This window comes from Curtobacterium sp. 8I-2, assembly GCF_902506155.1.
In the GTDB taxonomy this organism is placed as follows: Bacteria; Actinomycetota; Actinomycetes; order Actinomycetales; family Microbacteriaceae; genus Curtobacterium; species Curtobacterium poinsettiae.
The window spans coordinates 2380073-2406667 of the sequence record NZ_LR732827.1 but is presented as its reverse complement, the minus strand read 5'-3'; the positions used below and the strand labels follow the sequence as shown (position 1 = coordinate 2406667).

Sequence of the window (26595 nt, the reverse complement as noted above, 5' to 3'; positions counted from 1 at the left end):
CGTTGTCTCTCCTTCCACAGCAGCACCACGTCGAACGAAGAGGATCATCGTGAGCATCCCCACCGCAGCCGGTGACGTGCAGACCGCCGTCCCCACCCCGGTGCCGCCCCGCCGGCCCGGAGCCGCGAAGACGACGAAGCGCCGCCGCTCCGGCGTCAGCAAGCCCGTCCTCGCCCCGATCCTGTTCGTCAGCGTGAACGCCGTCCTGTTCGTGGTGTTCTTCGTGTGGCCCGCCGTGATCGGCCTCGGCTACTCGTTCACCGACTACAACGGCGTCGTCGACCCGAAGTTCGTCGGCCTGGCGAACTACTTCGAACTGTTCGCCGACGACACCTTCTACGCTGCCCTCGGTCGCACCTTCCTGTACGCGATCGTCGCCGTGCCGCTCGGCTTCGTCCTGTCGCTCTCGATGGCGCTCATGCTCACGAGCCCCGCGGCGAAGGGCCGGAGCGTCGCCCGCATCGTGTTCTTCGTTCCGTGGCTGATCTCCCCCATCGTCACCGGTGTGATCTGGCGGTGGATGTTCGGCGAGAACTTCGGGCTGGCCAACTTCGTCATCGAGTCCCTGGGCGGCAAGGCCGTCCCGTGGCAGTCGAACGCCGACCTGTCGCTGCTGGTCGTCGTCTTCGCCACCGCGTGGGCCGGGGCGGCGTTCAACATGCTGCTGTTCGTCGCCGCGATCCGGAACGTCCCGCAGTCGTACTACGAGGCCGCATCGCTCGACGGTGCCGGCGCCTGGCACCAGTTCCGCTACATCACCCTGCCGAGCATCGCGCCGACGTCGTTCATCGTCATCCTGCTGTCGTCGCTCAGTGCGTTCAAGGAGTTCGCCACCGTGCAGGCGCTCAACGGCGGCGGCCCTGGCACCGACAACAACCTGCTGGTGCAGTACATCTACACGAACGGGTTCCAGAACGCCCACATCGGCTACGCGAGCGCGGCGTCGATGGTCCTCATGCTCATCCTCATGGCCATCGCGCTGATCCAGCTGGCCGTGAACCGCCGGACGGAGTCCCGTCGATGACCGCCACGCTCCCCACCGAGACCGACAAGACCGGAAGCGGCCGTCGGGCCGGTCGCTCCGGCTCCGGCCGCTCCGGCCGCTCTGGCCGCTCTGGCCGCTCTGGCCGCTCGAAGGCTGTGGACGCCACGCCGCGTCCCCAGGCCATCGCCGCCACGGCCCTGCTCTGGGTGTTCATCATCGCGTTCGGGTTCCCGGTGCTGTGGTTCGTGCTCAGCGCGTTCAAGCCGGGCGGCGAGCTGTTCTCGTACCCGCTCACCCTGCTGCCGAAGAACTGGTCGGTCGAGGGCTTCGCCGAGGCGTGGTCCAGCTACGACTTCGCCCAGTACTTCGGCAACACCGTGATCGTCGCCCTGGTCACCACGGTGCTGACGGTCCTGGCGAGTGCGGCCACCGGGTACGCGCTGGCGAAGTACGACAACCGGTGGCTGAAGGTGTTCTTCGTCTGCATCCTCGCCACGACGATGCTCCCCACCGAGGTGATCCTCGCTCCGACGTTCATCGTCATCCGCGACCTCGGCATGTACGACTCGCTGGCCGGCATCATCGTGCCGTCGGTGATCACGGCCACCGGCATCTTCATGTTCCGGCAGTTCTTCATCACCGTGCCGGACGACCTGGTCGAAGCGGCCAGGATCGACGGTGCGAGTGAGTTCGGGATCTTCTGGCGGATCATGCTGCCGATCTCCCGCCCGATCATGCTGACGCTTGCGATCTTCTCGTTCCAGTGGCGGTGGAACGACTACATCTGGCCGCTCCTGGTGCTCAACGACCCGAAGCAGTTCACGATCCAGATCGCCCTGCAGAGCATCGTCGGTGCCGAGAACGTGAACTGGACGGTCCTGCTCGGCGCCTCCGTCATCTCGATCATCCCGCTCGTGCTGCTCTACCTGGTGTTCCAGAAGTACGTGAACGGTGCCGACCTCAACGCGGGTCTGAAGGACTGATGGGGTTCCTCGACCTGGCCGGCCCGGCCGCCGACGCCGAGGTCGCCCGCCTGCGGCTGGCCGACGACGACCCGGCCACGCTGCAGCACCGGGAGCTGATGGCGCGTGCGCTCGCGTTGGTCGGCGCGTGGGTCCGGCAACGGCCTGGAGGCCCGGCTCACCCCGCAGACGACGACCTCACCACCGCGCACGGCTGGGTCCGGCACCTCGCGACCCGGCAGTCGCCCGGCGGCACGTTCGTCGGCGGCGACAACGTGCTCTCCCCGCCGGACTCCGCGTTCACCGTCAACGACGTCTGCGACGCCCTCGAACTGCTCGCACCGCACCGGGCGACGGTGCCGGCAGCGGCCGCGCTGGCCGACGACCTCGACGCGATCGTGCACCGGGCGACCCCCGCACTGCTCACCGGTGGGGTGCACACCCCGAACCACCGGTGGGAGATCGCAGCCGCCCTCGCCCGGGTGCACCGACTCCACCCGGCGGCGGCGCTGCTCGACCGCATCGACGCGTGGCTGGCCGAAGGGCCGGACATCGACGCCGACGGTCTGTGGTCGGAGCGGAGCCCGAACTACGCGTCCGCCGTGTCCGGGCCGTCGTTCCTGGTGCTCGCCGCCGTGCTCGACCGCCCCGCCCTGCTCGACCCGGTGCGCCGCTCGCTCGACGCCACGCTCGCGCTCCTGCTGCCGGACGACACCGTCGAGACCGTGCAGTCCCGACGGCAGGACCAGTCACAGCCCTTCGGGATCGGGCCGTTCGCGCCGCTGCTCTGGCACGTCGCGGTGCTCGACGGCCGGGGCGACCTGGCCGCGGTCGCCGCCCGCGCCGCCGTGGCCGAGACCTGGCAGCCCGCCGCCGTCGCCGCGCGGTCGATGACCGATCCCCTGCTCGGGCGTCCGCTGCCGGAACCCGTCGCCCTGGCGCCGGCCGTGCACACCTTCGCCGACGCACGGCTCGTGCACGTCCGCGAGCCCGACCGCAGTGTCGTGCTCTTCGCCGGTTCCGACGTCCCGGCCCAGGGCCACGTGCGGTCGGGGCTGGCGAACAGCCCGACGTTCCTGCGGGTCGTCGTCGGGTCGGTCGTGCTGTCCGACGTGCGGCTCTCGCGGGAGTTCTTCGGCCTCGGACCGTTCCGACCGACCGCGCTCGAGTCCCTGGGCGACGGACGGTTCCGGCTGACCGAGACCGTGTCCGCCGGCTACCACCAGCCGTTGCCCGCGAGTGATCGCCAGCCGGACGGCCGCTACCCACTCGCCGACGAAGGCCGGTTCTCCGCCGCCATGGCGTTCGGCACCCGGTCCGTCGACACGGTGGTCCTCAGCACGACCGTCGACGTCGCGGTGACCCCGGACGCCGTCGTCCTCGACGTCGTGACCGAGGGGGCCGAGGTGCCGTGGTCCCTGCAGCTGACGTTCCGCACCGGGGGGACCCTCACGGGCGTCGAGACCGACGCCGTCAACGGGGAGCGGGTCCTGGCGGAGGGGACCGGCAGCTACCGCGTCGGTTCCGACGTCGTGACGTTCGGTCCGGGCAACGGCGCCGGTCCGGGCCAGCCGGCGGGCTACACCCCGGGACAGGACTACGCGTTCCTCGGCGGGACCGACCGACCGCGGGGTGAGCACGTCCACGTCACCGGGCGAGCCCCCGGCTCGGCACGCATCGTGATCGGGACGGGCCGGTGACACTGCCGGGCGTGGTGCTCGTCGGAGCCCGCGGCTACGGCCTGCACCACCGCGCGAACATCGACCGGCTCGTGGCAGCAGGGGTCTGCACGGTGACCGCCGTCGTCGACCCCGCGCTCGGCACGACCGCCGACGCCGGTGTGCCCGTCGTGGCCGACGTGGCAGCGGCCCGCAGGCTCGGACCGGTGGACGTGGTCGTCGTGGCGGCTCCGATCGCGGCGCACCTGCCACTCACCCTCGATGCGCTCGACGCCGGCGCCGACGTGCTGCTCGAGAAGCCTCCGGTCACCACGCGCGACGCCCTCGACGTGCTGCTCGAGGCCGAACGTCGGACCGGCAGGGTCGTGCAGGTGGGGTTCCAGAGTCTCGGTTCCGCCGCGCTGCCGGCGTTCCGTGACGGGGCGCTCGTCGGTGCCGTCCGGTCTGCGGCCGCCGTCGGCACGTGGACCCGCGACCGGGCGTACTGGGACCGCTCCCCCTGGGCGGGGCGCCGTCGGGTCGGCGGCGTGGACGTGCTCGACGGCGTCGTCACCAACCCGCTCGCCCACGCCGTGGCGACGGCCCTGGCGCTCGTCGGCTGCCGCCGGACCGCCGACGTCGCGCGGGTCGAGGTCGAGTTGTACCGGGCGAACGCCATCGAGGGCGACGACACCTCGGCCGTCCGGGTGACCACGACCGCCGGCCTCGAGGCCACTGCCGCGCTCACGCTCTGCGCCACCACCGAGGTCCCGCCGACCGTGCGGGTGCGGGGAGCGACGGGGGACGGCGTGCTGCACTACACGACGGACGACGTCACGATCGACGGCGCGACCACGCGCCTGGAGCGCACCGACCTGCTCGAGAACCTGCTGGCGCACCGGTCCCACGGCGATGAACTGCTCGTGCCGCTCGTCTCGACGGGAGCGTTCGTCGAGGTGCTCGAGGCGGTCCGCGCGACCGAACCCGTGCAGCTCGACCACCCCTGGGTGACGTGGGAGGGCGAGGGGCCGACCCGGCGCCCCGTGGTGACCGGTGTCGAGGCCACGATCGAGCGCGCCGCCGACGCCCGCGCGCTGTTCTCGGAAGTCGGGGCACCGTGGGCGCACACGGCCCGCGACCAGACGCTGCAGGAGCTCCGCGTGGACGACGTCACGGTCGCCGTCGAACGCGACGGGGCCGGCACGATCGCCACGTCGTCCCCTCGGCCGTACCTGCACCCGGTCCGGACCCTCGGCGGCACCGTGGTCAGCGCACACCACCCGGGCGACCACGACTGGCACTGCGGGGTCGGCGTCGCGATCCCCGACGTCGACGGCGTGAACTGCTGGGGCGGACGGACCTACGTCCACGGCCCCGGCTACGTCTGGCGCGACGACCACGGTTCGGTCGAGGTCGTGCACGCTGCGCAGCACGGACACGGGTCGACGGAGGAGCTGGTCTGGCGGGGTCCGGACCGCGCGGTGGTCCTGCACGAGGACCGCGCCCTGCGCTGGCGCTCGGTCGGAACCGGGTGGGAGTTGTCCTGGTCGTCGTCGTTCCGCGCCCCCGGCGACTCCCCCGTGCACCTCGGCGGCCCGGGCAGCAACGGCCGGGTCGGCGCGGGCTACGGCGGCTTCTCCTGGCGGTTCCCGGAGTGCACCGGGGTCGTCGTCCGGACCGCCGACGCCGAGGGCGAGACCGCCGTGCACGGCTCGGTCGCACCCTGGATCTCCTGGTCCGCGGTGTTCGACGGCGGGCCGGCGACGATCCGCATCGAGGCCCTCGACCACCACGACCCCTGGTTCGTCCGCGCCGAGGAGTACCCGGCGATCGGCTCGGCCCTGGCGTGGGACATCCCCGCGGTCGTGCAGCCGGGCGCACCGCTCGTCCGCTCCTTCCGCGCGACGATCACCGACGGCGGTACGCTCGCCGGATGAGCACCGGGGACTGGGAAGCACGCGTCGCGACGCTGTGGGACGACGAGACGATCGACGACCACCAGCGGATCGAGCGGATGCGTGACCTCGCAGCGGACGCCCCGCACCCGGCCCTCGGCGCGTTCGAGCTCGGCGGCGCCTTCGACTCGGGCGGCCACGAGGCCGAGGCCGACGTGCAGTACGCCGCCGCGACCGCAGCGGGTCTCGACACCGTCGACCCCGAACGCGCGGCGCGGATGGTCGTGCAGCACGCCTCGACGCTGCGGAACCTCGGCCGGGTCGAGGCCGCCATCGCGATGCTCCGCGACGCCCCCGAGCACCCCGCCACCGGGGCGGCACCGCGGGTGTTCCTCGCGCTCGCGCTGCACAGCGCGGGACGCTCGGCCGAGGCCCTGCGCGTCGCGATCGAGGCCGTCGAGCCGACGCTCCCCCGCTACCACCGCTCCGTCAGCGCCTACGCGGCAGCACTCACCGAGGACTGACGCGTCAGGCGATCGCGACCTCGCCCCGCGCCATGAGCTCACGAGCCCGACCGGCGTCGGCAGCCGGTGGACGACCGTGCAGGGCGCGGTAGTCCCGCGAGAAGTGCGAGGCGCTCCGGTACCCCACCGCCGCAGCAGCCTGGGCAGCGGTGTCCCCGAGCACGATCATCCGCCGCCGGGCCTCTCCCAGCCGCAGCCGCCGCAGGTACTGCACCGGGCTCATCCCGGTGACCTGCCGGAAGCGTGCGAACAGGGTCGACTCGCTCGTCCGGACCGCCGCGGCCAGGTCGGCGACCGACCACGGGTCCGCCAGCCGATCGGTGAGCAGGGCCGTGGCGGCCGCGACCACGTCGCCGTCCCGGTTGCCGATCGCGGCCAGGATGCGCGGGGCCTGGTCGGTCTGCAGCAGCCGGAGCACGACCTCGCGGGTGACGAGCGGGGCGAGGACCGCCATGTCCTCCGGAGTGTCGAGCAATCCGACGAGTCGCGCGAACGCGTCCGCCAGCGCTGGTGTCCAGCTGCCGAGTCGGGCCGGCGGCGCTTCGTCCTGGTGCGGGCGGGACATCGCCGTCGCGACCTCGGCCACCACCGCGGGGTCGAGCTGCCAGACGACCGCGACGAATCCCGCCGGTTCTTCCACGGCGACCACACCGGCGATCACCGGCAGGTCGACGGGTGTGATGATGAAGCGCTCGCGACCCCAGAGCTGGTCGTCGTCCCCGACGATGGACCGCTTCTGCCCCGCGAGCACCACCGACACCGACGGCGTGTAGCGCTGGTACCCGAGGTCGGTCGGCGCGTCGACCCGGGCCAGGCGGAGTCCGAGCCGTCCGGCGCGCTCCGTGTCGTCGACGTGGGCCAGGACGCTCTGCAGCGCGCGGTCCAGTCGGTCCGAGGTGACGTCGTCCATGTACTCATTCTGTCGACCCGATGGATGCGCTGAACGCCCGTGCTGGATCCGGCAAGCAGTCCGGAGTCCTGTGCAATCGCCGACCGCCTCGCCGGACCGAGCATCGGAGCATGCAGACCAACGAAGCACTCCTCGACTCCTTGACCTCCGACGACCGACTGGCCGGCCGGACCGCGCTGGTGACCGGCGCCTCGAGCGGCATCGGTGAAGCCGTCGCCAGGGTCCTCGCCGCCTCCGGCGCGACGGTCGGTGTCGCCGGCCGTGACGTACAGCGCACGCAGGCCGTGGTGGACGCCATCACCGCCTCAGGTGGCTCCGCCGTGGCCGTCATCGGCGAGCTGAACGCGCACCCTGACGCCGTCCGCGACCTCGCGGCCAGTGCCACGGCGGCCCTCGGTGGCCGGGTCGACATCGTCGTCAACAACGCCGGCGTCTACCCGGTCGGCCCGACGGCGCTGCTCCCAGATGACGACGCCGAAGCGCTCTGGGCCACGAACGTCCGAGCACCGCACGTCCTGGTCGGCGCCCTGGCTCCGGGCATGGTCGAGCGCGGCTCGGGTGTCATCGTGAACATCGGCTCGTGGATGTCCCGCGTCGGCGTCCCCTTCACGGCGCTGTACCCGGCGACGAAGGCGGCCGTGGAGCAGCTGACCCGGGCGTGGGCCGCCGAGTTCGGCCCGCACGGTGTGCGGGTGTCGACGGTCTCCCCCGGTGCCACCGCCACGCCGGGCAACGCCGACTCGCACGACGTCCTCGCGCAGATGACGGCGGGCACACCGGCCGGCGCACCCGTCCGGCCGGTCGACGTCGCGTTCGCCGTGCGCTGGTTGGCCTCCGACGAGGCGTCCTTCGTGCACGGCGCCACCATCGACGTGGACGGCGGCATCGCCGCGACCCGCCTCGGCTGAGCCCCCCCCCCCCGGCCGAGCGGGCGAAACACCCGGGTTCATGCGCGGANCCTGGTCAACGGCAAGGTCGCCGTCAACAACGCGTTCCTGTTCGAGCTGCACGGCGGCTCCCTCAAGCCCCTCCAGCTCGAGGGCGACAACGCCATCCTGACCGGCACCACCGTCCACATCAGCGAAGACGCCGCCGGCCTGCTGAACAAGACCTTCGGCACCGACGCCGTCAAGCGCGGCCTCCTCGTCGGCACCGCCACCATCACCGCACAGATCAAGTAACACCCCCGCACCACGATCGGCCCGGACCACGCAGCAGCGCGGTCCGGGCCGATTCACGTCGTGGGAACCACAGCTCAGCGGGCCCGCGCTCGGTACGCCCCGGGCGCGCTCCCGCAAGCACGGGTGAAGTGCGCGTAGAAGCTCGACTGCGAGCCGAACCCCGCGGCGTGCGCGATCTCCGACGTCGTCATCGACGTGGTCGCGAGCAACCGCTGCGCTTCGGCCACCCGGCACCGAGTCAGGTACTCCCCGATCGTGGTCCCGACGTCCTGCCGGAACACCGTCATGGCGTAGTGCGGATGCAGGTGTGCCGCAGCGGCGACGTCGGCGACCTCGATCGGTTCGCGGAACCGGTCCACGACGAACCGCACCATGTCGATCACCCGGTGCATCGCGTCCGCGGTGCCGTGCCCGCCCTCCGCGCGCTGGTCCACGGCGTCGCGGTGGTGCCGCAGCAACCGGCGCACCAGGGCCTGCGCTTCGAGGTTCGCGATCACTCCGGCTCCGTCGTCCGCGAAGTCCCGTTGCCACGACGACAACATCGACTCGACGTCCCGCCCGGCCGCACCGGTCGGCACCACGACGGGACGGTTCAGCAGCATGGCACCGAGGTCGTGGTCCGGAAGCCCCCACGCCAGCACCTCGCCGAGCGGTATGTGCACCCACCGGCACTGTCCGGTCCCCGTCGCGTCACCGACGAGCTGGTGGGGTGTCCATCCCCAGAAGAGCGCGATCTCCCCCGCGTTGACGCTCACCGGCTCCCCGCCGAACCGGTAGTCGAGCCGTCCCTCGAGCACGAGGTTGATCTCGAGGTCGTCGTGCCGGTGTGAGGACGGCATCATCGGCGCCGGGCCGCGATGGCTCCAGTACGCCGCTTCCACCGTCTCCACGTCGAGCACGGTGCCGAGCCTACGGCAGCGGCGTGGACGACCCGGAGTCCGATCCGAGGATCCTGGAACCCCGCCGTCCGAAGCCGGAGGCCCCCGGGCCCAGGCGCTTCCTACCGTCGTCACATGACCAAGATCACCATCATCGGCGCCGGCGGCTTCGTCTTCCCCTTCCGCCTCATCGGCGACCTCGTCTCCTTCCCCGCACTGCAGGACGCGACGTTGCACCTCATGGACCTCGACGCGGGCCGGGTCGCCCGCACTGCGACCGCAGCCCGCGAACTCGTCTCCCACCACGGCCTCGACGTCGAGGTCCTCGAGACCACCGACCGGCGCGAGGCCCTGGCGGGTGCGGACGTCGTCATCATCACGTTCCAGGTCGGCGGCGTCGAGTCGTACAAGTGGGACGTCGAGATCCCCCGCAAGTACGGCATCGACCAGGCCGTCGGCGACACCGTCGGCCCCGGCGGCGTGTTCCGGTTCCTGCGGTCGGTCCGTGCCTACGAGGACATCGCCCGCGACGCGCTCGACCTCTGCCCGGACGCCCAGTTCATCAACTACGCGAACCCGATGGCGATGGCCACGGCGTTCCTCAACGCGAAGGGCCTGCGGACCGTCGGCCTCTGCCACAGCGTGCAGGGCACCACCCGCATGCTCGCCCGCACGCTCGGCGTGCCCTACGACGAGGTCGAGTTCATCAGCGCCGGCATCAACCACCAGGCGTGGATCCTCGAGTTCAAGCGTCGCAACGGCGAGGACCTCTACCCGCGTCTGCGCGAGGTGATGGCGGCCAAGCACCAGCGCGGCGTCGCGGCGTCCGACCTGCACGACGACGACGGCGACCACAGCGAGGCGGCTGCCGCCGCGAGCAACTACGAGGGCGGCAACGAGCAGGTGCGCACCCAGCTGATGCGCTCGTTCGGGTACTTCGAGACCGAGTCCAGCCACCACGCCAGCGAGTACGTGCCGTACTTCCGCAAGGACCCGGAGACGGTGCTCGAGTACATCCCGGAACGCTGGGACTACTACGAGATCTGCCTGGCGCACGACGAGCAGGGCGACGTGGACACGCAGCTCGAGAAGCTCAAGGCCGACCTGACGCCGAGCGTCGAATACGGCGCGAGCATCGTGAACGCGATCGTCACAGGGGTCCCCGCAGTCGTCTACGGCAACGTCCCGAACAGCACCGGCGTCATCCAGAACCTGCCATCCGACGCCTGCGTCGAGGTGGCCTGCCTGGTGGACGGCAAGGGCGTGCAACCGACCTCGTTCGGCGAGCTCCCGCCCCAGCTCGCCGCGATCAACCGCACGAACACGAACGTGCAGACCCTGGCGGTGCGCGCAGCGCTGACGGGCAACGTCGAGCACGTCCACCACGCGGTCGCCCTCGACCCGCTGACGGCGGCCCACCTCACGCTCGACCGCATCGCCGAGATGACCGACGAGCTCCTGCACGCCCATGCGGCGCTGCTCCCCGAGTCGCTGCGTCCGGCGGACGCGGGCGCAGCCGCGCACACGGCCGACCGGGAGGCCCGCCCAGCGCTGGTCTGACACCGTCGCGCCCGACGTGGGGTCGGGTCCGCAACCGCGACCCCACGTCCGGCTCGCGCCGACGCGCAGCCGCGCGCCGCGCCTCCAGTCCGTCCTGCACGGCACCACGACCTCAAAGGAGAGGACCATGCCGACCCGACCATCCCCCCAGCTCGCCAGACGGGGGTTCCTCGCACTCGCCGGTATCTCGATGGCCGGCGCCCTCGCCGCCTGCGCGGGCCAGGGAACCGCTGCCCGCGGCAGCACGAAGCACATCCGCCTGTCCACCTGGAACATCCCGACGGACATCACGAGCTACCAGGCGATCGCCGACGAGTTCGTCGCGGCGCACCCGGGCACGAGCGTCTCCGTCGAGGTCACGACCGGCCAGTTCCACCAGTGGTTCATCACGCGGCTCGCCGCCGACCTGGCGCCGGACGTCATCCGGATCACCCCGCAGCAGATCGGCCGGTACGCCGCGAACGGCAGCCTGGTCGACATCTCGGGGGCCGTCCCGGCGGACTACCGGCAGGACTACAGCGACCCGTTCTGGGCGATCGGCGCGCGGGACGACGGTGTGTACGGCGTCTTCCAGCACACCGACAACTTCATCACCTACTACAACCGCGACGTCATGGAACGGATCGGTGTCACGCCACCGCAGGCCCTCGGCGACGCGTGGACGTGGGATGCGTTCCTCGACGTCGCGAAGGAGGTCAAGCAGGTCACCGGCAAGTACGCGTTCGGGTACGGCTGGTCGTCGCCCGAGACGGCGTACCGGTGGCTGCCGCTGGTCCACCAGAACGGCGGCGCGTTCCTCGGGGAGGACGGCGCGACCCCGTCGATGGACACCCCCGAGGCGATCGACGCCCTGGCCTTCGGCCGGAAGTGGTACGCCGAAGGACTCGCGACGACCGGCAACCTCAGCAAGAGCGGCGGCGGTGACGTCTCGCGGAACCTGTTCCTGACCGGGCAGATCGGCATGATGCTCAACAACCCGGAGTCGATCGCGCAGCTCGACACCGACATGCCCGACAACTGGGGCACTGCCCCGATGATCCGCAACGTCGGCGAGGCGAGCGACCTGGGCGGCAACGCCCTGGCCGTCACGAAGTCGAGCAAGCACCCGGAGCTCGCGGCCGAGCTCGTGGCGATGATCACGTCACGGTCGAAGATGCAGCAGTTCTGCCACGACGGCAACTGGCTGCCCGCCCGGAAGTCCCTCGACGCGAAGGACATCGGGTACGCCGCGAACACCGACACGATGCAGCGGTTCATCGACCAGGGGACGACGATCCCGCTCTCGATGGTGAAGGCCGAGAGCGGCGAGTACTTCAGCTCGCTCAACGCGGTGTTCGCCGACTACCTCGACCTCTGCCTGCTCGGGCAACTGAGCCCGAAAGAGGCCTCGAACCAGATGATGGAGGCGATGCGCAGTGTCACTGCGAACTGAGACCGCGCCGGTCCGCACGACGGCGTCCACCGCCCCTCCGACCGGCGGACTCCCCGCTGGCGACGGTGCCCGCCGAAGCCGCGGCCGCTTCGTCCCGTACGTGTTCATCGGCCCCGCGGCGCTGCTGTTCCTCGGCTTCTCGCTCATCCCGATCATCACGGCGATCGCGCTGAGCTTCCAGGACTCCAGCACCTCGCTCGGCGACGGCACCTGGGTCGGCGGGAAGAACTTCGTCGACATGGGCTCCGACCCGCTCATCGGCACGGCGCTGCGGAACACGCTCGTGTTCACGCTCGGCACCGTGCCGACCTCGATGGCGATCGGGCTCGCCCTGGCGGTCGCCCTGAACCGGCCGCTGCCCGGGCGCTCGGTGTTCCGCGCCCTGTTCTTCGTGCCGATGGTCGCCGCCGGCGTCGTGGTGGGCGTCATCATGTCGTGGATCTTCAACGGCGACTACGGCGTCGTGAACAACCTGCTCGAAGCGCTCGGCATGGGGCGCGTGCCCTGGCTGACCGCTCCGGGGTGGGCGATGGCGACCCTGGTGGTCGTCGTGGTCTGGACCCGGATCGGCTTCTGCATGGTGATCTACCTCGGCGCGCTGCAGTCCGTGCCCGCCGAGCTCAAGGAGGCCGCCGCGATCGACGGCGCCTCGCGCTGGGTGCGGTTCCGGACCATCACCTGGCCGCTGCTCCGCCCGACGACGTCGATCCTGCTCATCCTGAACGTCGTGTTCTCGTTGCAGGCCTTCGACGTCATCTACGTGATGACCGGCGGTGGCCCGGGCTTCTCGACGACCGTGCTGATCCAGTACGTGTTCCGGTCGGCGTTCATCGATGCCCGGATGGGCTACGCCGCGGCGCTCGGACTGGTGCTCGTCGCGATCCTGCTCGTGTTCACGCTGCTCCGGCAGCGCGCCAACCGCAAGGCGGAGGAGATGCTCTGATGGCCGTACTCGATGTCCGCGGTCCCCGCCGCCGTCCGGCTGGAGTCCGCTCCCGGCGTCGGCCCGGTCGGTGGGTCCTCGTCGCCGGGCTCACCGCCCTGGCCATCCTGATGGTGTTCCCGCTGTACTGGATGGTCGTCTCGGCACTCACCCCCGGCGGGCAGTCGCAGAGTGGCACGTTCTCGCTGTTCCCGACCCGGCCGACGTTCGAGAACTACACGCAGGTGTTCAGCACGCAGCCGGTCTGGCGGTGGCTCGGCAACTCCGCGCTCATCACCAGCGTCGGCACCGCCTTGAGCGTCGTCGTGTCGCTGATGGCCGGGTACGCACTCGCCAAGTTCCGCTTCGTGGGCCGAGGGCTGCTGTACTCGGCGTTCCTCGTCACGATCATGATCCCGATCCAGGTCACCCTGGTGCCGAGCTTCCTGGTCGTCGCGAAGATCGGCCTGGTCGACTCCCCCTGGGCGGTGATCCTGCCGACCGTGTTCGACGTCGTCGGGATCTTCATCGCCCGGCAGTTCATGCTCGGGGTGCCGGACGCGCTGATGGAGGCCGCTCGGCTCGACGGCGCCGGCGAGTTCCAGACGTTCTTCCGGGTGGTGCTGCCCTCGTGCGGCCCCCTGGTGGGGGTGCTCGTGATCCTCGGGTTCATGACGCGGTGGAACGACTTCCTCTGGCCGCTCGTCGTGCTGCAGGGCAACGAGAACCTGACCGTGCCGGTGGCCCTGTCGACCCTGACAAACAACCCGGCGTTCAGCTCACCGTGGGGAGCCGTGATGGCGATCGCGACCGTCACGGTGCTGCCGTTGCTCGTGGTCTTCCTGGCGTTCCAGCGGCAGTTCGTGCAGGGCATCGCCTCGACCGGCATCAAGTAGGGCGCCGGGGCGGTTCCGGGCCTACCACTGCAGTGGCCATGGGAAAGGAACGACGGGAGGCACGGTGCCAGCTGGCACCGTGCCTCCCGTCCGTCGTCCGCGTCAGCGGATGATCGAGATGTTGTCCGCCTGCGGACCCTTCTTGCCGGGTCCGATCTCGTACTGCACGTGGTCGTCCTGGGCGAGCGGCCGGGAGCCGGTCGCCGCGACGATGCTGGAGAAGTGTGCGAACAGGTCCTCGGACCCGTCGTCGGGGTGGATGAATCCGAACCCCTTGCTGTGGTCGAACCACTTCACGGTGCCCGTGGGCATGGCGGTCAGCACGGCGTCAGTGGATGCGCAGCTGCGCGACCATGGGGCACGCGAAGGGGTCGCGGGCGGCGAGGCCGACGCGGTTGAGGTACCGGACGACGATGCCGTACGAACGCAGCAACGTGGTCTCCGTGTAGGGCACGTCGAGGGTGTCGCAGTGGTCCCGCACCAGCAGGCGGGCCTGCTTCAATGCCGGACGCGGCATCGACGGGAACAGGTGGTGCTCGACCTGGTAGTTGAGCCCACCCATCAGGAACGACACCCACCAGCCGCCACGGATGTTGCGCGAGGTCCGCACCTGGCGGGAGAAGAAGTCGACCTTCGCGTCGTGGGCGATGGTCGGCATGCCCTTGTGGTTCGGAGCGAACGAAGCACCCATCATCACGCCGAACACGGCCAGCTGCACCCCGAGGAACGCACACGCCATCCCGAACGGCAGGAACCAGAACACCACCGTCAGGTAGATCGCGAACCGCGCCACCAGCAGCGCGCCCTCGATGAGGCGGTGCTTCTTGTCGGCCTTGGTGCCGTTGCCGGTCACGATCGACATGACGGCGTAGCGGTGCAGGTTCAGGCCCTCGAGCGTGAGGAGGGGGAAGAACAGCCACCCCTGGTAGCGCATGAAGGTCTTCATCACGCCACCCTTCACGGCGGCGGCGTCCTCGGGCAGGAAGCGGATGCCGTCGGGGGCGATGTCCGGGTCCTTGCCGACCGTGTTCGGGTTGCCGTGGTGCCGGGTGTGCTTGTTCATCCACCACGAGTAGCTCAGCCCCACCAGGAACGTGCCGAGCCAGCGGCCCGCGCGGTCGTTCCACTTCTGGGACTCGAACACCTGACGGTGCGCAGCCTCGTGCGACAGGAACGCGAACTGCGTGAACAGCACCCCCAGCGCACCGGCCACGATCAGCTGGAACCACGAGTCACCCAGGAACGCGAACGCGACCCAGGTGAGGGCGAGGCTGCCGACGAGTGCGCTGAACAGTGCCCAGTAGAAACCGGTACGACGGCGGAGCAGGCCGTTCTCCTTCACCTGCGCCAGGAGCGCGGAGTAGGTCGAGGTGCCCTTTCGGGCTCCCGTAGCGGGGCGAGTGCGGGTGTAACCCGGAGCGAGCGGAGTCGTGGTCATGTGGACCGCTTTCAGTCACGGATCGGTCCTTCGACCGGTTCGAGAGAGTTCACGCGATTGCGCTTGCGGCGACCCTAGGGGCCGAACTTGCGTGTTCACCGTGGTGTCCGGAACACGTCGCACGACCTTCGAGATCACCCCGCGTGTCGCTCCGGACCCGCTGCGCACGCACCGGACGATGCGCGCAACGTCTGGCCCGGGTACTCGCCGAATCGGCGGAAGTAGGTGCCTGAGAAGCGCCCCAGGTGACGGAAGCCCCATGTCAGGGCCGCCTCGCTCACACTGGTCTCCTGCCGGCTGCCGGACTCCAGCGCCGCGCGCACCCGGTCGAGCCGCATCCGCAGCAGGAACGTCATCGGCGAGACGCCGTGTTCCCGCATGCACGCCGTCTGGAGCGTGCGGGGGCTCACACCCACCGCGTCGCAGATGTCGGCGAGGCAGAGCTGCTGATCGCAGTGTCCTTCGAGGTACGCCATGGCGAGTTCGACCGTCGACGGGGTCACGGCACGCCGGAGGATCACGGGCACCCGCGTCCCGAACGCTCCGAGGACGGCCTCGACGAGCGCGACCTGCGCGCTGGTCCTGGCGCCCTGGGTGAAGCCGTCACGCGTCGCGGTGACCGCCACCTGTTCGACGCACCGGCGCAGGTGTTCGAGCACCCCCGCGGCGGGTTCGGCACCTCGGTCCGGCAGCTCCGGCGCCGCGGCTCCGAGCGAGGAGCGCACCTGGTCGAGGAGTGGCCGGTCGATGCTCACCAGCTGCAGCGTGCCCGTCGGGGCGCGGACGGAGAACTCCCCCGACGTCGGCATCCGGACGGGCGTGCCGGGCCGGGTCTCGAGGACGGCACCGTCCTGGACGGCGATCCGGACGCCACCGGTACTCGACCACCCGACGACGATGCGGTCGACGGGTTCGAAGGTCCCGGAGAAGCCGGAGGTCGCCGACGCCGTGACGAGGCTCACGCATCCGTCCCGGCGGGTTCGGTACCGGAACCGGAAGGGCAGCCGGGAACTGTCGTCGTCGACGTCGAAGCGGACGTCACGACCGTGCCCGGCCTGGGCGAGCACGCGCGCGGCGAAGGACCGGTCGGTGCCGGAGCGTTCGGTGTGGCGGCGCTGGGTGTCGATCCGCGCGGTGACGGTCCGGGCCGCGTCGTCCCCGTGGACCGCGGTCAACACGGTGCCTCGTCGAGGTGCTGTCCGCATCGCTGCTCGAACCAGGAGCGGGCGTCCCGCAGGCTCGCAAGCCGTTCCTGTTCGTGCAGTGTCGCCATGAGCGTGCAGTCGACCCCGTCGACAGTGCGCTCGACGCAGCCGAGGAGCATGTCCGGGTCCCCCCAGGCGGATGCAGCGTCGACGACCCGCCAGCACCCGGCGTCGACCGGCTGCACCCGGATGTCCGTCGGGTCCGTCGGGGCGAGTGCCCGGATCCGTTCGGTGTGGACGACCTGCTGTCGCACGACGGAGTCGATGACCATGGTCGAGGTTCCCTGTGCGTGTCCCATCGCGCCTCCCTGTCGGTTCGATGTGGTGCACTGCTTCGACCAGCGGCGCACGAGACACTTTCAGTATCAACAGGACGTTTCCCGTCACGTCAGGGGTTGACACCAGACCGCGTCTGGCGGATCATCCGCGGCCGGGATCGGGGTCCTGGCAACGCACCGTGGACGGTTCCCGTACGGTCGGCCCATGAACGACGGGAGCGGTGCGGCACGGGACGTCCCGCCTCGGCTCTCACGTGCTGTGCGGGACGCGCTCCGGTTCGTCCAGGAGCACGCGACGACCCACATCACCGTCACGGACGTCGCCGCGGCGGTCCAGCTGTCGCCGCGGAGTCTGCAGAAGCGGTTCCGGACGGAGATCGGGCAGACGCCGGGCGCCTTCCTGCGCGCAGTGCGGCTCGAGGGGGTGCGTCGTGACCTGCAGGCGGCATCCGGCACACCCGACCGGCGGACCATCGCGGCGATCGCCCAGCGGTGGCAGTTCAGCAACGCGGGTCGGATGGCTGCGGCGTTCCGTGAGGCCTACGGGATCGCGCCCTCGTCGGCGCTGCGCTCCTTCGCGCCCGAGGACGGCGAGGACTGCGAGGACGACGAGGACGGCGCGCCGAGCCTGTCGGACCGGAACCAGCGGCGCTTCCGGCTGGTGCTGGACTGCGAGGTGGACGTCGACGACCCCCAGACGGTGCTCGCCGGGGCGCTGCAGCGTGCTGGGGCCGGTCCATGGCGCGACTATCGGCCGGACGGCGGCAGCGAGGACCTGATGGCGTTCCTGCTCGGCAACGCGGTGCGGACGGTGGTGCGCGAGACCTCCGGCGTGACGCTGGTGGCCCTGGACGCGATGCTCCGGGTGCAGGACGAGCAGGGGACGTACCCGCCCGCCGAGCTCCCGGCCTGGCGTGCCGGCCCACCGCCGAACGTGCCCGCGCCGTCCGGATCGTCCGACACCGCCCAGCGCGTAGGATCGAGAGACGGCAGGGAAGGCGCCCATGGATGACGCATTCGAGCGTGCACTCCGTGCGCTCCGGTCGGCGGACGTCGCCGACGACCAACTCAGTCGGCCGTTCGCGCTCGCGCTGCCGATGGGCGGTGTCTCGATCTCGACCTTCGGTGAGCTGTGCCCGAGCGAGACCGTGTCCGCGACCGACGAGGTCGCCACCCGGATCGACGAGATCCAGCTCGACCTGTCCGACGGACCGTGCTGGGCCGCGCTCTCGACCGATGCCCCGGTGCTGGAGACGGATCTGGTGGAGCGTCCGAACGCCGCGTGGCCAGCCTTCAACGAAGCCGTCCGGAGCGAACCCGTCGGCGCGGTCTTCGCCTTCCCGGTCGCCTTCGGGCCGTTCCCGCTCGGCGCGATCGACGTGTACGTCCCGCAGCCCGCGAAGATCGAGGAGGACACCGTACGCCAGGCCATGACCCTCGCCTCCGCAGTCAGCCGCCGGGTGCTCCGCCGAGCCCTCCGCTCCATCGCGGACCAGGACGACGCCCTGCTCGACCGGAGCCCGTCGTCCAGGCGCGTGGTCCACCAGGCCACCGGTGTGGTGCTCGCGCAGCTCGACATCAGCCCCGAGGACGCCTACCTGCTGTTGCAGGGCCATGCCTTCGCCCGCCGGACGACCATGCGCCGGGTGGCGGAGGAGATCCTCGACGGCACGGTCCGGTTCGAGAAGCGAGGCGACCTGATCGAGGAGGTCCAGTGACGACGGCAGGCCGAGAAGCCCGGATCCTCGAGACGTTCACGTCGCTCGCCGACACCCTGGTGGACGCCTACGACGTCGTGGAGCTGCTGCAGACCCTGGTCGAGACCTGCGCCGAGGTACTCGGCATCGACGCTGCGGGCATCTTGCTGGCCAACGACGACCAAGAGCTCGAGGTCGTGGCCTCGACCTCTGAAGCGAGCCGGCTCGTCGAGGTCCTGCAACTCGACGCCGAGGCCGGACCCTGCATGACCTCGTTCGCGACCGGACGGGTCGTGGCCTGCCCGGACATCGAGTCAGCGCCGGCGGAGTGGGCGATGTTCCGCACGGGCGCGGTCGAACTCGGGTTCCGGTCGGTGCACGCCGTCCCGCTCCGGCTGGGCAGCAACGTCATCGGCACACTCAACCTGTTCGGCATCGCCGTGGGTGCCCTCGGGGGATCGGACCTGCGCGTCGCCCGTGCCCTGGCCGACGTGGCGACGATCGGCATCCTGCACGAGCGGTCCCTGCGCGAACACGAGGTCGTCCGCGCGCAGCTGCAGCGCACCATCGGCTCGCGCGAGGTCATCGAGCAGTCCAAGGGCGTCGTGTCGTACCTGCGGGGTGTCTCGATCGAGGATGCCTTCGCGGTGATCCGCGGGTACGCGCTCGAGCACCGCGAGCCGCTCTCCGAGGTGGCCCGCGCGGTCGTGCAGCGCCGACTCGTCCCCTGACGACCGCGGGCGAGCAACCCCGACCGCGGGGGAGCACGCACGACCACGGGCGAGCAACCACGGCCCCCGCCGCCCGCTACGGTGAGCGGATGGGCAAGGTCACGCTGCAGGACGTCGCCGCGCACGCCGGCGTCTCGATGAAGACCGTGTCCAACGTCGTCCGTGGCTACCAGCACGTCAGCGACCCGATGCGCAGCCGGGTGCAGGCCGCGATCGACGAACTCGGGTACCGCCCGAACGTCTCGGGCCGGTCCCTGGCGACCGGACGCTCGAACATGCTCGCCTTCGCGTTCCCCGACCTCCGACGCCCGTACTTCGCCGAACTGGCCCACGTCTTCTCGCGGGTCTGCGCCGACCGCGGCTACCAGCTCCTGCTCGAGGAGACCGCCGGCGACCCGGACGGTGAGCGTTCCGCCGTGCGCGGGCGTGAGGCCGGGGTGGTCGACGGGGTCGTGATCCACCCGCAGGTGCTCACGCCCGAGGCCATCGACCGGATCCGCGGCGACACCGCCGTGGTGTTCCTCGGCGAGGACGTCCGGCCCCCGCACGCCGACCAGGTCGTCATCGACAACGCCGGTGCCGCCGCCGAGGCCGTCGCGCACCTCGTGGCGCTCGGCTGCCGCCGCATCGGGTTCTTCGGGCACGAGACCGGCCCGTCGTCGCGCACGTCCGGACTGCGCCTGGACGGCTACCGCGCCGGACTCGTCGCCGCGGGTCTGCCGCTCGACGACGCGCTGCTGGTCCCCCGCGAGGTCGGCGACGCCGCCGGTGCCGAGGTCGCCTTCGGTACCGCGCTCGACGCCGGACTCCGCGTCGACGGGCTGCTCTGCCGCGACGACCTGGCCGCGCTCGGGGCGCTCCGGGCCATGCGCCTGCGCGGTCTGGACGCGCCCCGCGACGTGGCCGTGGTCGGGTGGGACGCGGTCGGCCTCGGGTCGAGCCTGGTGCCGAGCCTGACCTCCGTCGCGCCCGACACGGTCGCCCTCGCCGACACCGCGCTCGACCTGCTGGTCGAGCGGATGGACGGCTCCGACGTGCCCGGCCGGCTGGTCACGGTCGGCCACCGCCTGCTCGTCGGCGAGAGCGCGCCGTACGCTGACGGCACGTCCGACCGGGCGGCGCACCAGGGCGCGTGAACGGCGGACGGGAGGCCCGTGGCGGCGCCGCCACCCCTCCCTCGCAGGCTCGGTCGGCGCGGCCCGCGTGCCGCTGGCGCGACACTGCTGAGCGAGCCGCGCCCGTCCGCCTTTCCCCCGTCGATTGCCGTCAGCGACCTGCGGGAGCCGACTCCCCCGGGTGCACGCTGCCGAGCAGTTCGACGACGACGTCCCGCAGGGCGTCGGGCAGCCCGACGGTGCCGAGCTCGACGATGCGGTCCGCACGCGGCAGATCCTTCGCCACGACCTCCCACGCCTCGAGCTTCTCCGCGTTGCCGGCCTGCGCGCCCTCGAGGACCTGCCGGACGGCGTCCCGCGCGTCGCCCCCGACGACCGGAGCACCGACCAGCGTGATCGATCCGCCCGACGCCGAATCGACGGACAGGTCGACGGAGAACCGGTCGACCGAGCGAGCCGATGTCGGTTGCCCGTCGGCCGGCGCGGCGAGGAACGTGATCCGCCAGTCGCGGTGGGCGGGGACGACGTCGAGGGCTCCGGTGGTGCCGTGCACCCGGAACTCGGCGTGTTCGGGATCCCAGGTCAGACGGGTCCGGGCGGTGCGGCTGCCCTCGCCCTCGTGGTCCTCGACCAGGGTGAACTCGCCGGGTGCACCCGGTGCGACGAGGACCTCGAACGCCGTCGGGTTGACGGTGGCGTCGAGCTGGTCGGCCGCCGCGAGCGGCAGGACCCCGCCGTCGCGCAGCAGGGCCGGCACCGTGTCGAGCGTGCGGTGCAGGTCGACGAACCGGTCACCCGCGTACACCGTGCCGGTGAAGACGTCGGTCCAGGTGCCCGGCGGCAGCCAGGCCCGGGCGACCCCGTGCCGGCTGACCGGGTCGCGCGGCGCCACGATCGGGGCGACGAGCAGCTCCGAACCGAACGCGTAGGTGTTCGGCACCCGGTACGCCTCGTCGCGGCGCGGCTCCAGGTGGTAGAGCGGCCGGACCAGCGCGGTGCCCTCGGCCGTGCCGTGGTTCATCGTGTGCAGGTACGGCACCAGGCGGTGGCGGAAGCGGAGCGCCTCGCCCATCGCGGCGCGGGCCTCGGCCGGGAACACCCACGGCTCCTTGCGGATGAACGGGTTGTTGGCCGAGTGCAGGCGCATGATCGGCGAGAACACCCCGAACTGCACCCAGCGGGTGGCGAGCTCGTCGTCGCGGACGCCGCGGGTGTGGCCGCCGATGTCGTGGCTCCACCAGGGGTAGCCGATGTTCGCGGTTGTGGCGGTGAACTCGGGCTGGAACGCCAGGGACGCCCAGGACACGACGGCGTCGCCGGAGAACCCGACGGCGTACCGGTGGCTGCCGGGGCCGGCGTAGCGCGAGAAGGTCATGCCGTCGACGGGGGCCGGTGCTGCGTCGGCGTCCGGGCCCGCGTCGGCGCCGCCGGACGGCGCGTGTCGTGCCGAGTCGAGCAGGTGGAAGTGGTTGAGCAGCCACAGCGGGTCCACCCCGGGCAGCCCGGTCTCGCGACCCTGCTGCCAGTCGATCCACCAGAAGTCGACGCCCTGCTCCTCGAGCGGGCGGTGCAGCTGTTCGAAGTAGGCCTGCAGGAACCGGCGGTCCGTCGGGTCGAACGGGATCGGCTGCTCGGTCTCCGGGTCGACGCCCATCGCCCGGGCCACCGCGGGGTAGGCATCCTCGAACGCCCGCACGCCGTCGGCCGGGTGCAGGTTCAGCGTCGTGCGTATCCCCCGGCGGTGGAGTTCGGCCAGGAACGCCTCGGGGTCCGGGAACAGCGACGGCTCCCACGAGTACCCCGTCCAGCCGTTGCCGAAGCGCGGCGGCACCGAGTCGACCCGGTGCCAGTCCATGTCGATGACGGCGACCGAGAACGGCAGGTGTTCGTCGGCGAAGCGGTCCAGCAGCTCGAGGTACGAGGTGTCGCTGTACGGGTGGTACCGGCTCCACCAGTTGCCGAGTGCCCACCGCGGCATCCGTGACGGCGGGCCGGAGACGGCGTGGTACGTGCGGAGCGCAGCGTCGTAGTCGCGGCCGTACGCGAAGACCGTGACGTCGCGGCGACCGGGGACCCGCGTGCCGATCCAGCCGTCGTCGGCGAACAGGAACGACTCGCTGTCGTCGAGTGCGGTGATGCCGTCGCGGGCCAGGATCCCCGCCTCGAGCGGCATCCGGCCGTCGACGTCGTCGAGGGTGCGGCCGGTGCCACCGAGGTCACGCGGCTCCTGCCCCCACCGCCAGCGGTTGGCGTCCGGTCCGGTGGTCTCGACCACCAGCCCGCTCGGGCTGAAGGGGCGGCCGTCGTAGCGCAGGCGTGCGCGGTCGGTGGTGACGACGACGCCGTCGGTGCCGGTGCCGTCGGTGGCGGCCGTCTGCTCCACGGTGAAGGCCGGCACGGGCAGGCGGCGGCGCAACGCGAAGGTCGAGGCGCGGTCCTCGAACCCGCCGTCGTCGCTCCACTCGATTCGGAACGCTCCGGCGTCGAGCACGGTGATGCGCCAGCGGTCGCCGGTGACGACGGCTGCGGGGTCGGCGACCGGGTCCGAACCCGGGAACGGACGGATGGTGGGGAGGACGGTGCCGGTGGTGCCGGTGGTGCTGCTGCTCACGTGGTGCCTCTCAGCTCTTGACCGCACCCTGGGTCACGCCGCTGATGACCCAGCGCTGCGCGAACAGGTAGACGATGATCGTGGGGGCCATCGCCATCAGGTACGAGGCGAAGGCGACGTTGTAGTCGGTTCCGAACTGACTCTGGAAGATGTTCTGCACCACGGGCAGGGTCTGCAACCCCGGGTCCGCCGTGATGAGCGACGGCATCATGAAGTCGTTCCACGATGCCAGGAACGCGAAGATGCCGACCGTCGCGTTCATCGGGCCGAGGAGCGGCAGGATGATCCGCCAGAAGATCTGCCACGTGGACGCCCCGTCGATGCGGGCGCTCTCCTCGAGTTCGACCGGGATCGACCGCAGGTACGCCGAGTAGAGCAGCACGCTGAACGACAGTTGGAACATGGCGTGCAGGATCCCGACACCGATCGGGTTGTCCAGGCCGATCTCGGCGGTCAGCTTGATCTGCGGCAGCGCCACCACCGGGAACGGCAGGAACATCGCCGCGAGCAGGTAGACGAACGAGTACCGGAAGAACCGCTTGTGCCAGTTCCGGACGATCGCGTACGAGGCGAACGAGCTGAGCAGCAGGGTCGCGACGACGGTGAGCGCTGCGACGCCGAGCGACACCGAGAAGGACACCGGGAACCGGGTCAGCTGCCAGGCCTCGGCGAACGAGCCCGGGTTGAACGGGAACGGCAGCGAGAGTGCATTGCCGTCGACGGACTGCTCGGTCGTCTTGAACGCCATCGAGAGCGTCACGTACAGCGGGACGAGCACGGTGAGCGACGCGAGGCCGAGGACCACGGTCAGCGCCCAGTTCGTGCCGCCCAGTCGTCGGCGGTGTCCGCGGCCGGAGCGTCCGCCGCCGCCGGTGGTCACGGCTCGGGTGTCGGTCGGGGGTCGTGTGTCGGTGGCGGTCATGCGAGTCGCAGGTTCCTTCCGCGGGTCGCCGCGAGCTGCAGCACGGAGATGAGGACGGTGATGATGAAGAACACGGTCGCGTTCGCCATCTGGTAGGCGTAGTCGCCGCCGGTGAAGCCGCCGAAGATCGTCATCGCGACGCTGCTGGTCGCGCTGCCGGGGCCGCCGTTGGTCAGACCGACGATCACGTCGTAGGCGCCGAGGTAGCCCTTCACACCGAGCACGGTGTTGATGACGATGAAGCCGCCGAGCAGCGGGAGCGTGATCGCCCGCAGCTGCTTCCAGCCGGTCGCCCCGTCGAGTGCACTGGCCTCGTACAGCTCCTCGGGGATGGACGTCAGGCCCGCCGTGTAGATGAGGAGCGCGCCGGGCACGGTCTGCCAGGCGGACACGATGACGATCGCGAGCCAGGCCAGGTTCGGGTCGCCGAGGATGCTCTGCTCGAGCGGGCCGAAACCGACGCTCGTGGCCAGGGCCGGCACGGTGTTCGAGAACAGGAAGTTGAACACGTAGGCGACGATGATCCCCGAGATCACCATCGGGATGACGAACACCGAACGCAGTCCGGCGGCGAACCGGATCTTCTTCGCCAGGGCGATCGCGAGCGTCAGCGCGACGACCTGCGTGACGACGACGGTGACGGCCGCGAAGCCGAGGGTGAACCCGTACGACGCCAGGATCGCGGGGTCGGAGACGAGCGCCTTGTAGTTCTCGACGCCGATGAAGTCCCACTGCCCGAACCCGAGGTAGTCGGTGAAGCTGTAGAAGACGCCGACGCAGGCGGGGGCGACGACGAACGCCGTGAACAGCACGAGGGCCGGCACGAGGAACAGGTAGTACATGCCCTCGGTGCGGCTGAGTGAACCGACGCCGCGGGAACCCACACGACGGTGCGTGCGGGCTGCGTCGGTGGCCGGCCCGGACGTCGCCGGGTCGGTGTCGCGGGAGAGCGGGGTCTGCATGGTCATGGTGACTCCTGGTTCCTGGTCCGGCTCAGACCGTCGCGGAACGGCCGGCGAGCCGCCGCCAGTCCGAGTCGAGCCGCCGCAGCATCGAGGTGAAGTCCCCGCTCCGGATCGCCGACTGCAGGTAGTTGCCGAGCGGGATCGACGTGGGGATGAAGGTGCCGGCGCCCTGGTAGAACGCCGCGTCGTCGACGTACTGCTGCAGGCCGGCGAGCCGCTCGTCCTGCTGCGGCGGTGCGTCGATGCGGGGCGAGTACGCCAGGTTGTCGCGGTTGTAGGCGTCGATGACATCGGGCTGCATGAGGAACTCGACGAGCTCCTTCGCCTGCTCCGGGTGCTCGGACGCCGTGGGGATCCAGAGCCCGAGGTCGATGTTGACCCGGGCCTTGCGGTCGGCCGGGTCGTTCGACACCGGCAGGGCGAAGGTGCCGACGGGCAGCTCCGCGTCGATCAGCGCGATCTGCCCGAGCGCCCACGGGCCCTGCAGGTACATCGCGGCCTCGCCCTTGCCGAACGCCAGGTTGCCGTCGGCGTAGGCCCGGGTGGCGTGGTCGCGGTTGAAGAACGACGAGATGGTCTTCGCGCGCTCCATCGGCACCGCGAAGTCCTGCTCGAACGACACCTCGGAGTCCGGGCCGACGTCAGCGCCCAGGGCCTTCATCTTGCGGAAGAACGAGCCGGTGTCGACGAGGCTGCCCACCGAGTAGTCGAACAGGCCCTGCCAGAGCGTCCACGTGTCGCGGTCGGTGGCGTAGATCGGCGTGACGCCGGCCTTCTGCAGGGTCCGGCAGACCTCGACGAAGTCGTCCCACGTCGTCGGGACCGGCAGGTCGTGGTCGGCGAAGATGCGCTTGTTGTAGATCACGCCGGCCGCGGCGAGCGAGTACGGCAGCACGCTCGTGCGGTCCTCGAACGTCGCGTACTGGTTCGTCAGGGTGTCGATGTCGGGTCGGACCCGCGCGGCCGACGGCAGGTCGCCGAGGTCGCTGAGCACGCCGCGCGAGATGTACCGGGCGAGCTCGAGGTTGTCGTTGAAGCACCCGACGTCCGCCGGTTCGCCGCGGACGAACTGCGGGGCGATGGCCGCGGTGCTGTCGTGCACGACCGACGTGCCGGCGTGCTCCCCCTCGAAGTGCCGCAGCAGCTTGTCGAAGTACGCGATGACCTCCTGCTTCTGCTCGTAGAAGCGGAGCGTCGTGGCTCCACCGGCGGCACGCCCCGGGGTCGCGCACCCGGCGAGCGCCATCGTGCCGAGTGCGATGCCTCCGGCCGCGCCCGCGAGGAACCCCCGCCGGCTCACCGCGGCCTGGAGTGTTGCGGTCCTGCTTCCCACCATCGGGTCTCTCCCTCGTCGCGCATCGTCGCGCAGGCTCCTGTTTACAGCGCTGTAAAGCGTACGTCAACGTTGTAATCGCATCTGGCCGTGCCTGGAGGGACGGTGCCAGCCCGCCCCGCGCCTCCCGTCCGCCGCGCAGCGCTTCCACGGCCGCGCCCCGCCACCCACGGGGACGGACGCGCCACAGAACTGACAGGATCGTCTGATGGCGCAGGACGAACGGGACATCGCACTCCGGGTGGGGCACGAAGAGCTCCGCATCCGCGGGCTCTACGAGACCATCAGCATCGTCAACGACGTGATGGTGGCGCTCTGGTTCATCGTCGGCAGCGTCCTCTTCTTCTCCGAGAGCACCACGACGGCCGGCACGTGGCTGTTCCTGATCGGGAGCATCCAGCTGCTCATCCGCCCGGTCATCCGGCTGTCGCGGAGGCTCCACCTGGGTCGGGTCGGCCGCGGGAACCCCTCGGAGTCCGCGCGCGACTTCTGACCAC

The 26595-nt window shown here is 71.0% G+C and carries 25 protein-coding genes; 15 read left to right on the top strand and 10 right to left on the bottom strand.

Features of this window, described 5'->3' with window-relative positions; all coding sequences use genetic code 11:
• Positions 1-49 precede the first annotated feature (49 nt).
• The 5 genes from BOSE127_RS15170 to BOSE127_RS15150 are packed head-to-tail and all read left to right on the top strand — an operon-like array spanning position 50 to position 6024.
• Positions 50-1024: a carbohydrate ABC transporter permease gene (locus tag BOSE127_RS15170; RefSeq protein ID WP_197068670.1), complete on the top strand. Its 975-nt coding sequence runs from the start codon at positions 50-52 to the stop codon at positions 1022-1024.
• Entirely contained in the window at positions 1021-1968 is a 948-nt protein-coding gene (locus BOSE127_RS15165) for a carbohydrate ABC transporter permease (RefSeq protein ID WP_042540410.1), read from the top strand. The genes BOSE127_RS15170 and BOSE127_RS15165 overlap by 4 nt, the downstream gene beginning before the upstream one ends.
• A complete protein-coding gene (locus BOSE127_RS15160; protein WP_159557873.1) occupies positions 1968-3647 on the top strand; it encodes a hypothetical protein in 1680 nt (559 codons plus the stop codon). The genes BOSE127_RS15165 and BOSE127_RS15160 overlap by 1 nt, the downstream gene beginning before the upstream one ends.
• An 11-nt stretch (positions 3648-3658) precedes the next feature.
• Entirely contained in the window at positions 3659-5542 is a 1884-nt protein-coding gene (locus BOSE127_RS15155) for a DUF6807 family protein (RefSeq protein WP_236559572.1), read from the top strand.
• Positions 5539-6024: a tetratricopeptide repeat protein gene (locus BOSE127_RS15150; RefSeq protein WP_071251006.1), complete on the top strand. Its 486-nt coding sequence runs from the start codon at positions 5539-5541 to the stop codon at positions 6022-6024. Before BOSE127_RS15155 ends, BOSE127_RS15150 begins: the two co-directional genes overlap by 4 nt.
• 4 nt (positions 6025-6028) lie before the next feature.
• On the opposite strand, the gene BOSE127_RS15145 is transcribed toward BOSE127_RS15150, so the two are convergent.
• Positions 6029-6934, bottom strand: coding sequence for an AraC family transcriptional regulator (locus BOSE127_RS15145; RefSeq protein WP_017885809.1), 906 nt, complete (start codon positions 6932-6934; stop codon positions 6029-6031).
• Positions 6935-7044: 110 nt separating this feature from the next.
• On the opposite strand from BOSE127_RS15145, the gene BOSE127_RS15140 reads away from it, so the two are divergent.
• Positions 7045-7842, top strand: a complete 798-nt coding sequence (locus BOSE127_RS15140; protein WP_071251005.1) for an SDR family NAD(P)-dependent oxidoreductase — start codon at positions 7045-7047, stop codon at positions 7840-7842.
• A 347-nt stretch (positions 7843-8189) separates the two neighbouring features.
• Here the strand turns inward: BOSE127_RS15140 and BOSE127_RS15135 are convergent, their stop codons facing one another.
• Positions 8190-9014 (bottom strand): helix-turn-helix domain-containing protein, encoded by an 825-nt coding sequence (locus BOSE127_RS15135; RefSeq protein ID WP_031259148.1) that lies wholly within the window; start codon positions 9012-9014, stop codon positions 8190-8192.
• A 114-nt stretch (positions 9015-9128) separates the two neighbouring features.
• Between BOSE127_RS15135 and melA the strand changes: the two genes are divergently transcribed.
• From melA to BOSE127_RS15115, 4 genes are all read left to right on the top strand, one after another.
• Positions 9129-10553, top strand: coding sequence for an alpha-galactosidase (melA, locus tag BOSE127_RS15130; protein WP_159557869.1), 1425 nt, complete (start codon positions 9129-9131; stop codon positions 10551-10553).
• A gap of 127 nt (positions 10554-10680) precedes the next feature.
• Positions 10681-11985 (top strand): ABC transporter substrate-binding protein, encoded by a 1305-nt coding sequence (locus BOSE127_RS15125; RefSeq protein ID WP_236559571.1) that lies wholly within the window; start codon positions 10681-10683, stop codon positions 11983-11985.
• Positions 11969-12928 (top strand): carbohydrate ABC transporter permease, encoded by a 960-nt coding sequence (locus BOSE127_RS15120; protein ID WP_056069178.1) that lies wholly within the window; start codon positions 11969-11971, stop codon positions 12926-12928. The genes BOSE127_RS15125 and BOSE127_RS15120 overlap by 17 nt, the downstream gene beginning before the upstream one ends.
• On the top strand, positions 12928-13803 hold the full coding sequence (locus tag BOSE127_RS15115) for a carbohydrate ABC transporter permease (RefSeq protein WP_236559570.1): 876 nt from the start codon (positions 12928-12930) through the stop codon (positions 13801-13803). The genes BOSE127_RS15120 and BOSE127_RS15115 overlap by 1 nt, the downstream gene beginning before the upstream one ends.
• Positions 13804-13905: 102 nt before the next feature.
• Here the strand turns inward: BOSE127_RS15115 and BOSE127_RS15110 are convergent, their stop codons facing one another.
• The 4 genes from BOSE127_RS15110 to BOSE127_RS15095 all read right to left on the bottom strand — a co-directional run bounded on the left by BOSE127_RS15110 (position 13906) and on the right by BOSE127_RS15095 (position 16745).
• Positions 13906-14115 carry a cold-shock protein gene (locus BOSE127_RS15110; RefSeq protein WP_042540496.1) on the bottom strand — a complete coding sequence of 70 codons (210 nt, stop codon included), beginning with the start codon at positions 14113-14115 and terminating at the stop codon, positions 13906-13908.
• Between the two features lie 16 nt (positions 14116-14131).
• Positions 14132-15241: a fatty acid desaturase family protein gene (locus BOSE127_RS15105; RefSeq protein ID WP_042540448.1), complete on the bottom strand. Its 1110-nt coding sequence runs from the start codon at positions 15239-15241 to the stop codon at positions 14132-14134.
• 134 nt (positions 15242-15375) lie between these two features.
• A complete protein-coding gene (locus tag BOSE127_RS15100; RefSeq protein WP_236559569.1) occupies positions 15376-16419 on the bottom strand; it encodes an AraC family transcriptional regulator in 1044 nt (347 codons plus the stop codon).
• Complete coding sequence (locus BOSE127_RS15095; RefSeq protein ID WP_140449285.1) at positions 16413-16745, bottom strand: hypothetical protein; 333 nt, start codon at positions 16743-16745, stop codon at positions 16413-16415. Before BOSE127_RS15095 ends, BOSE127_RS15100 begins: the two co-directional genes overlap by 7 nt.
• Before the next feature lie 184 nt (positions 16746-16929).
• Between BOSE127_RS15095 and BOSE127_RS15090 the strand changes: the two genes are divergently transcribed.
• From BOSE127_RS15090 to BOSE127_RS15075, 4 genes are all read left to right on the top strand, one after another.
• Positions 16930-17736 carry a helix-turn-helix transcriptional regulator gene (locus BOSE127_RS15090; protein ID WP_017887472.1) on the top strand — a complete coding sequence of 269 codons (807 nt, stop codon included), beginning with the start codon at positions 16930-16932 and terminating at the stop codon, positions 17734-17736.
• The gene (locus BOSE127_RS15085; protein ID WP_159557865.1) at positions 17729-18442 is read left to right on the top strand and encodes a GAF and ANTAR domain-containing protein; all 714 of its coding nucleotides are present in this window, start codon (positions 17729-17731) and stop codon (positions 18440-18442) included. The genes BOSE127_RS15090 and BOSE127_RS15085 overlap by 8 nt, the downstream gene beginning before the upstream one ends.
• Positions 18439-19152 (top strand): GAF and ANTAR domain-containing protein, encoded by a 714-nt coding sequence (locus BOSE127_RS15080; protein ID WP_159557863.1) that lies wholly within the window; start codon positions 18439-18441, stop codon positions 19150-19152. Before BOSE127_RS15085 ends, BOSE127_RS15080 begins: the two co-directional genes overlap by 4 nt.
• Before the next feature lie 89 nt (positions 19153-19241).
• Positions 19242-20288: a LacI family DNA-binding transcriptional regulator gene (locus BOSE127_RS15075; protein ID WP_083389447.1), complete on the top strand. Its 1047-nt coding sequence runs from the start codon at positions 19242-19244 to the stop codon at positions 20286-20288.
• A gap of 130 nt (positions 20289-20418) precedes the next feature.
• On the opposite strand, the gene BOSE127_RS15070 is transcribed toward BOSE127_RS15075, so the two are convergent.
• Genes BOSE127_RS15070 through BOSE127_RS15055 form a run of 4 tightly spaced genes read right to left on the bottom strand, consistent with a single transcriptional unit; the run spans position 20419 to position 26065 of the window.
• Positions 20419-22878 (bottom strand): glycoside hydrolase family 31 protein, encoded by a 2460-nt coding sequence (locus BOSE127_RS15070; RefSeq protein WP_159557861.1) that lies wholly within the window; start codon positions 22876-22878, stop codon positions 20419-20421.
• A gap of 10 nt (positions 22879-22888) precedes the next feature.
• Positions 22889-23800, bottom strand: coding sequence for a carbohydrate ABC transporter permease (locus BOSE127_RS15065; RefSeq protein WP_042540454.1), 912 nt, complete (start codon positions 23798-23800; stop codon positions 22889-22891).
• The gene (locus BOSE127_RS15060) at positions 23797-24768 is read right to left on the bottom strand and encodes a carbohydrate ABC transporter permease (protein ID WP_017886934.1); all 972 of its coding nucleotides are present in this window, start codon (positions 24766-24768) and stop codon (positions 23797-23799) included. The genes BOSE127_RS15065 and BOSE127_RS15060 overlap by 4 nt, the downstream gene beginning before the upstream one ends.
• A gap of 25 nt (positions 24769-24793) precedes the next feature.
• Complete coding sequence (locus tag BOSE127_RS15055; RefSeq protein WP_159557859.1) at positions 24794-26065, bottom strand: ABC transporter substrate-binding protein; 1272 nt, start codon at positions 26063-26065, stop codon at positions 24794-24796.
• A gap of 241 nt (positions 26066-26306) precedes the next feature.
• Between BOSE127_RS15055 and BOSE127_RS15050 the strand changes: the two genes are divergently transcribed.
• The gene (locus BOSE127_RS15050; protein WP_017886936.1) at positions 26307-26591 is read left to right on the top strand and encodes a YrhK family protein; all 285 of its coding nucleotides are present in this window, start codon (positions 26307-26309) and stop codon (positions 26589-26591) included.
• The last annotated feature ends 4 nt before the right edge of the window (positions 26592-26595 follow it).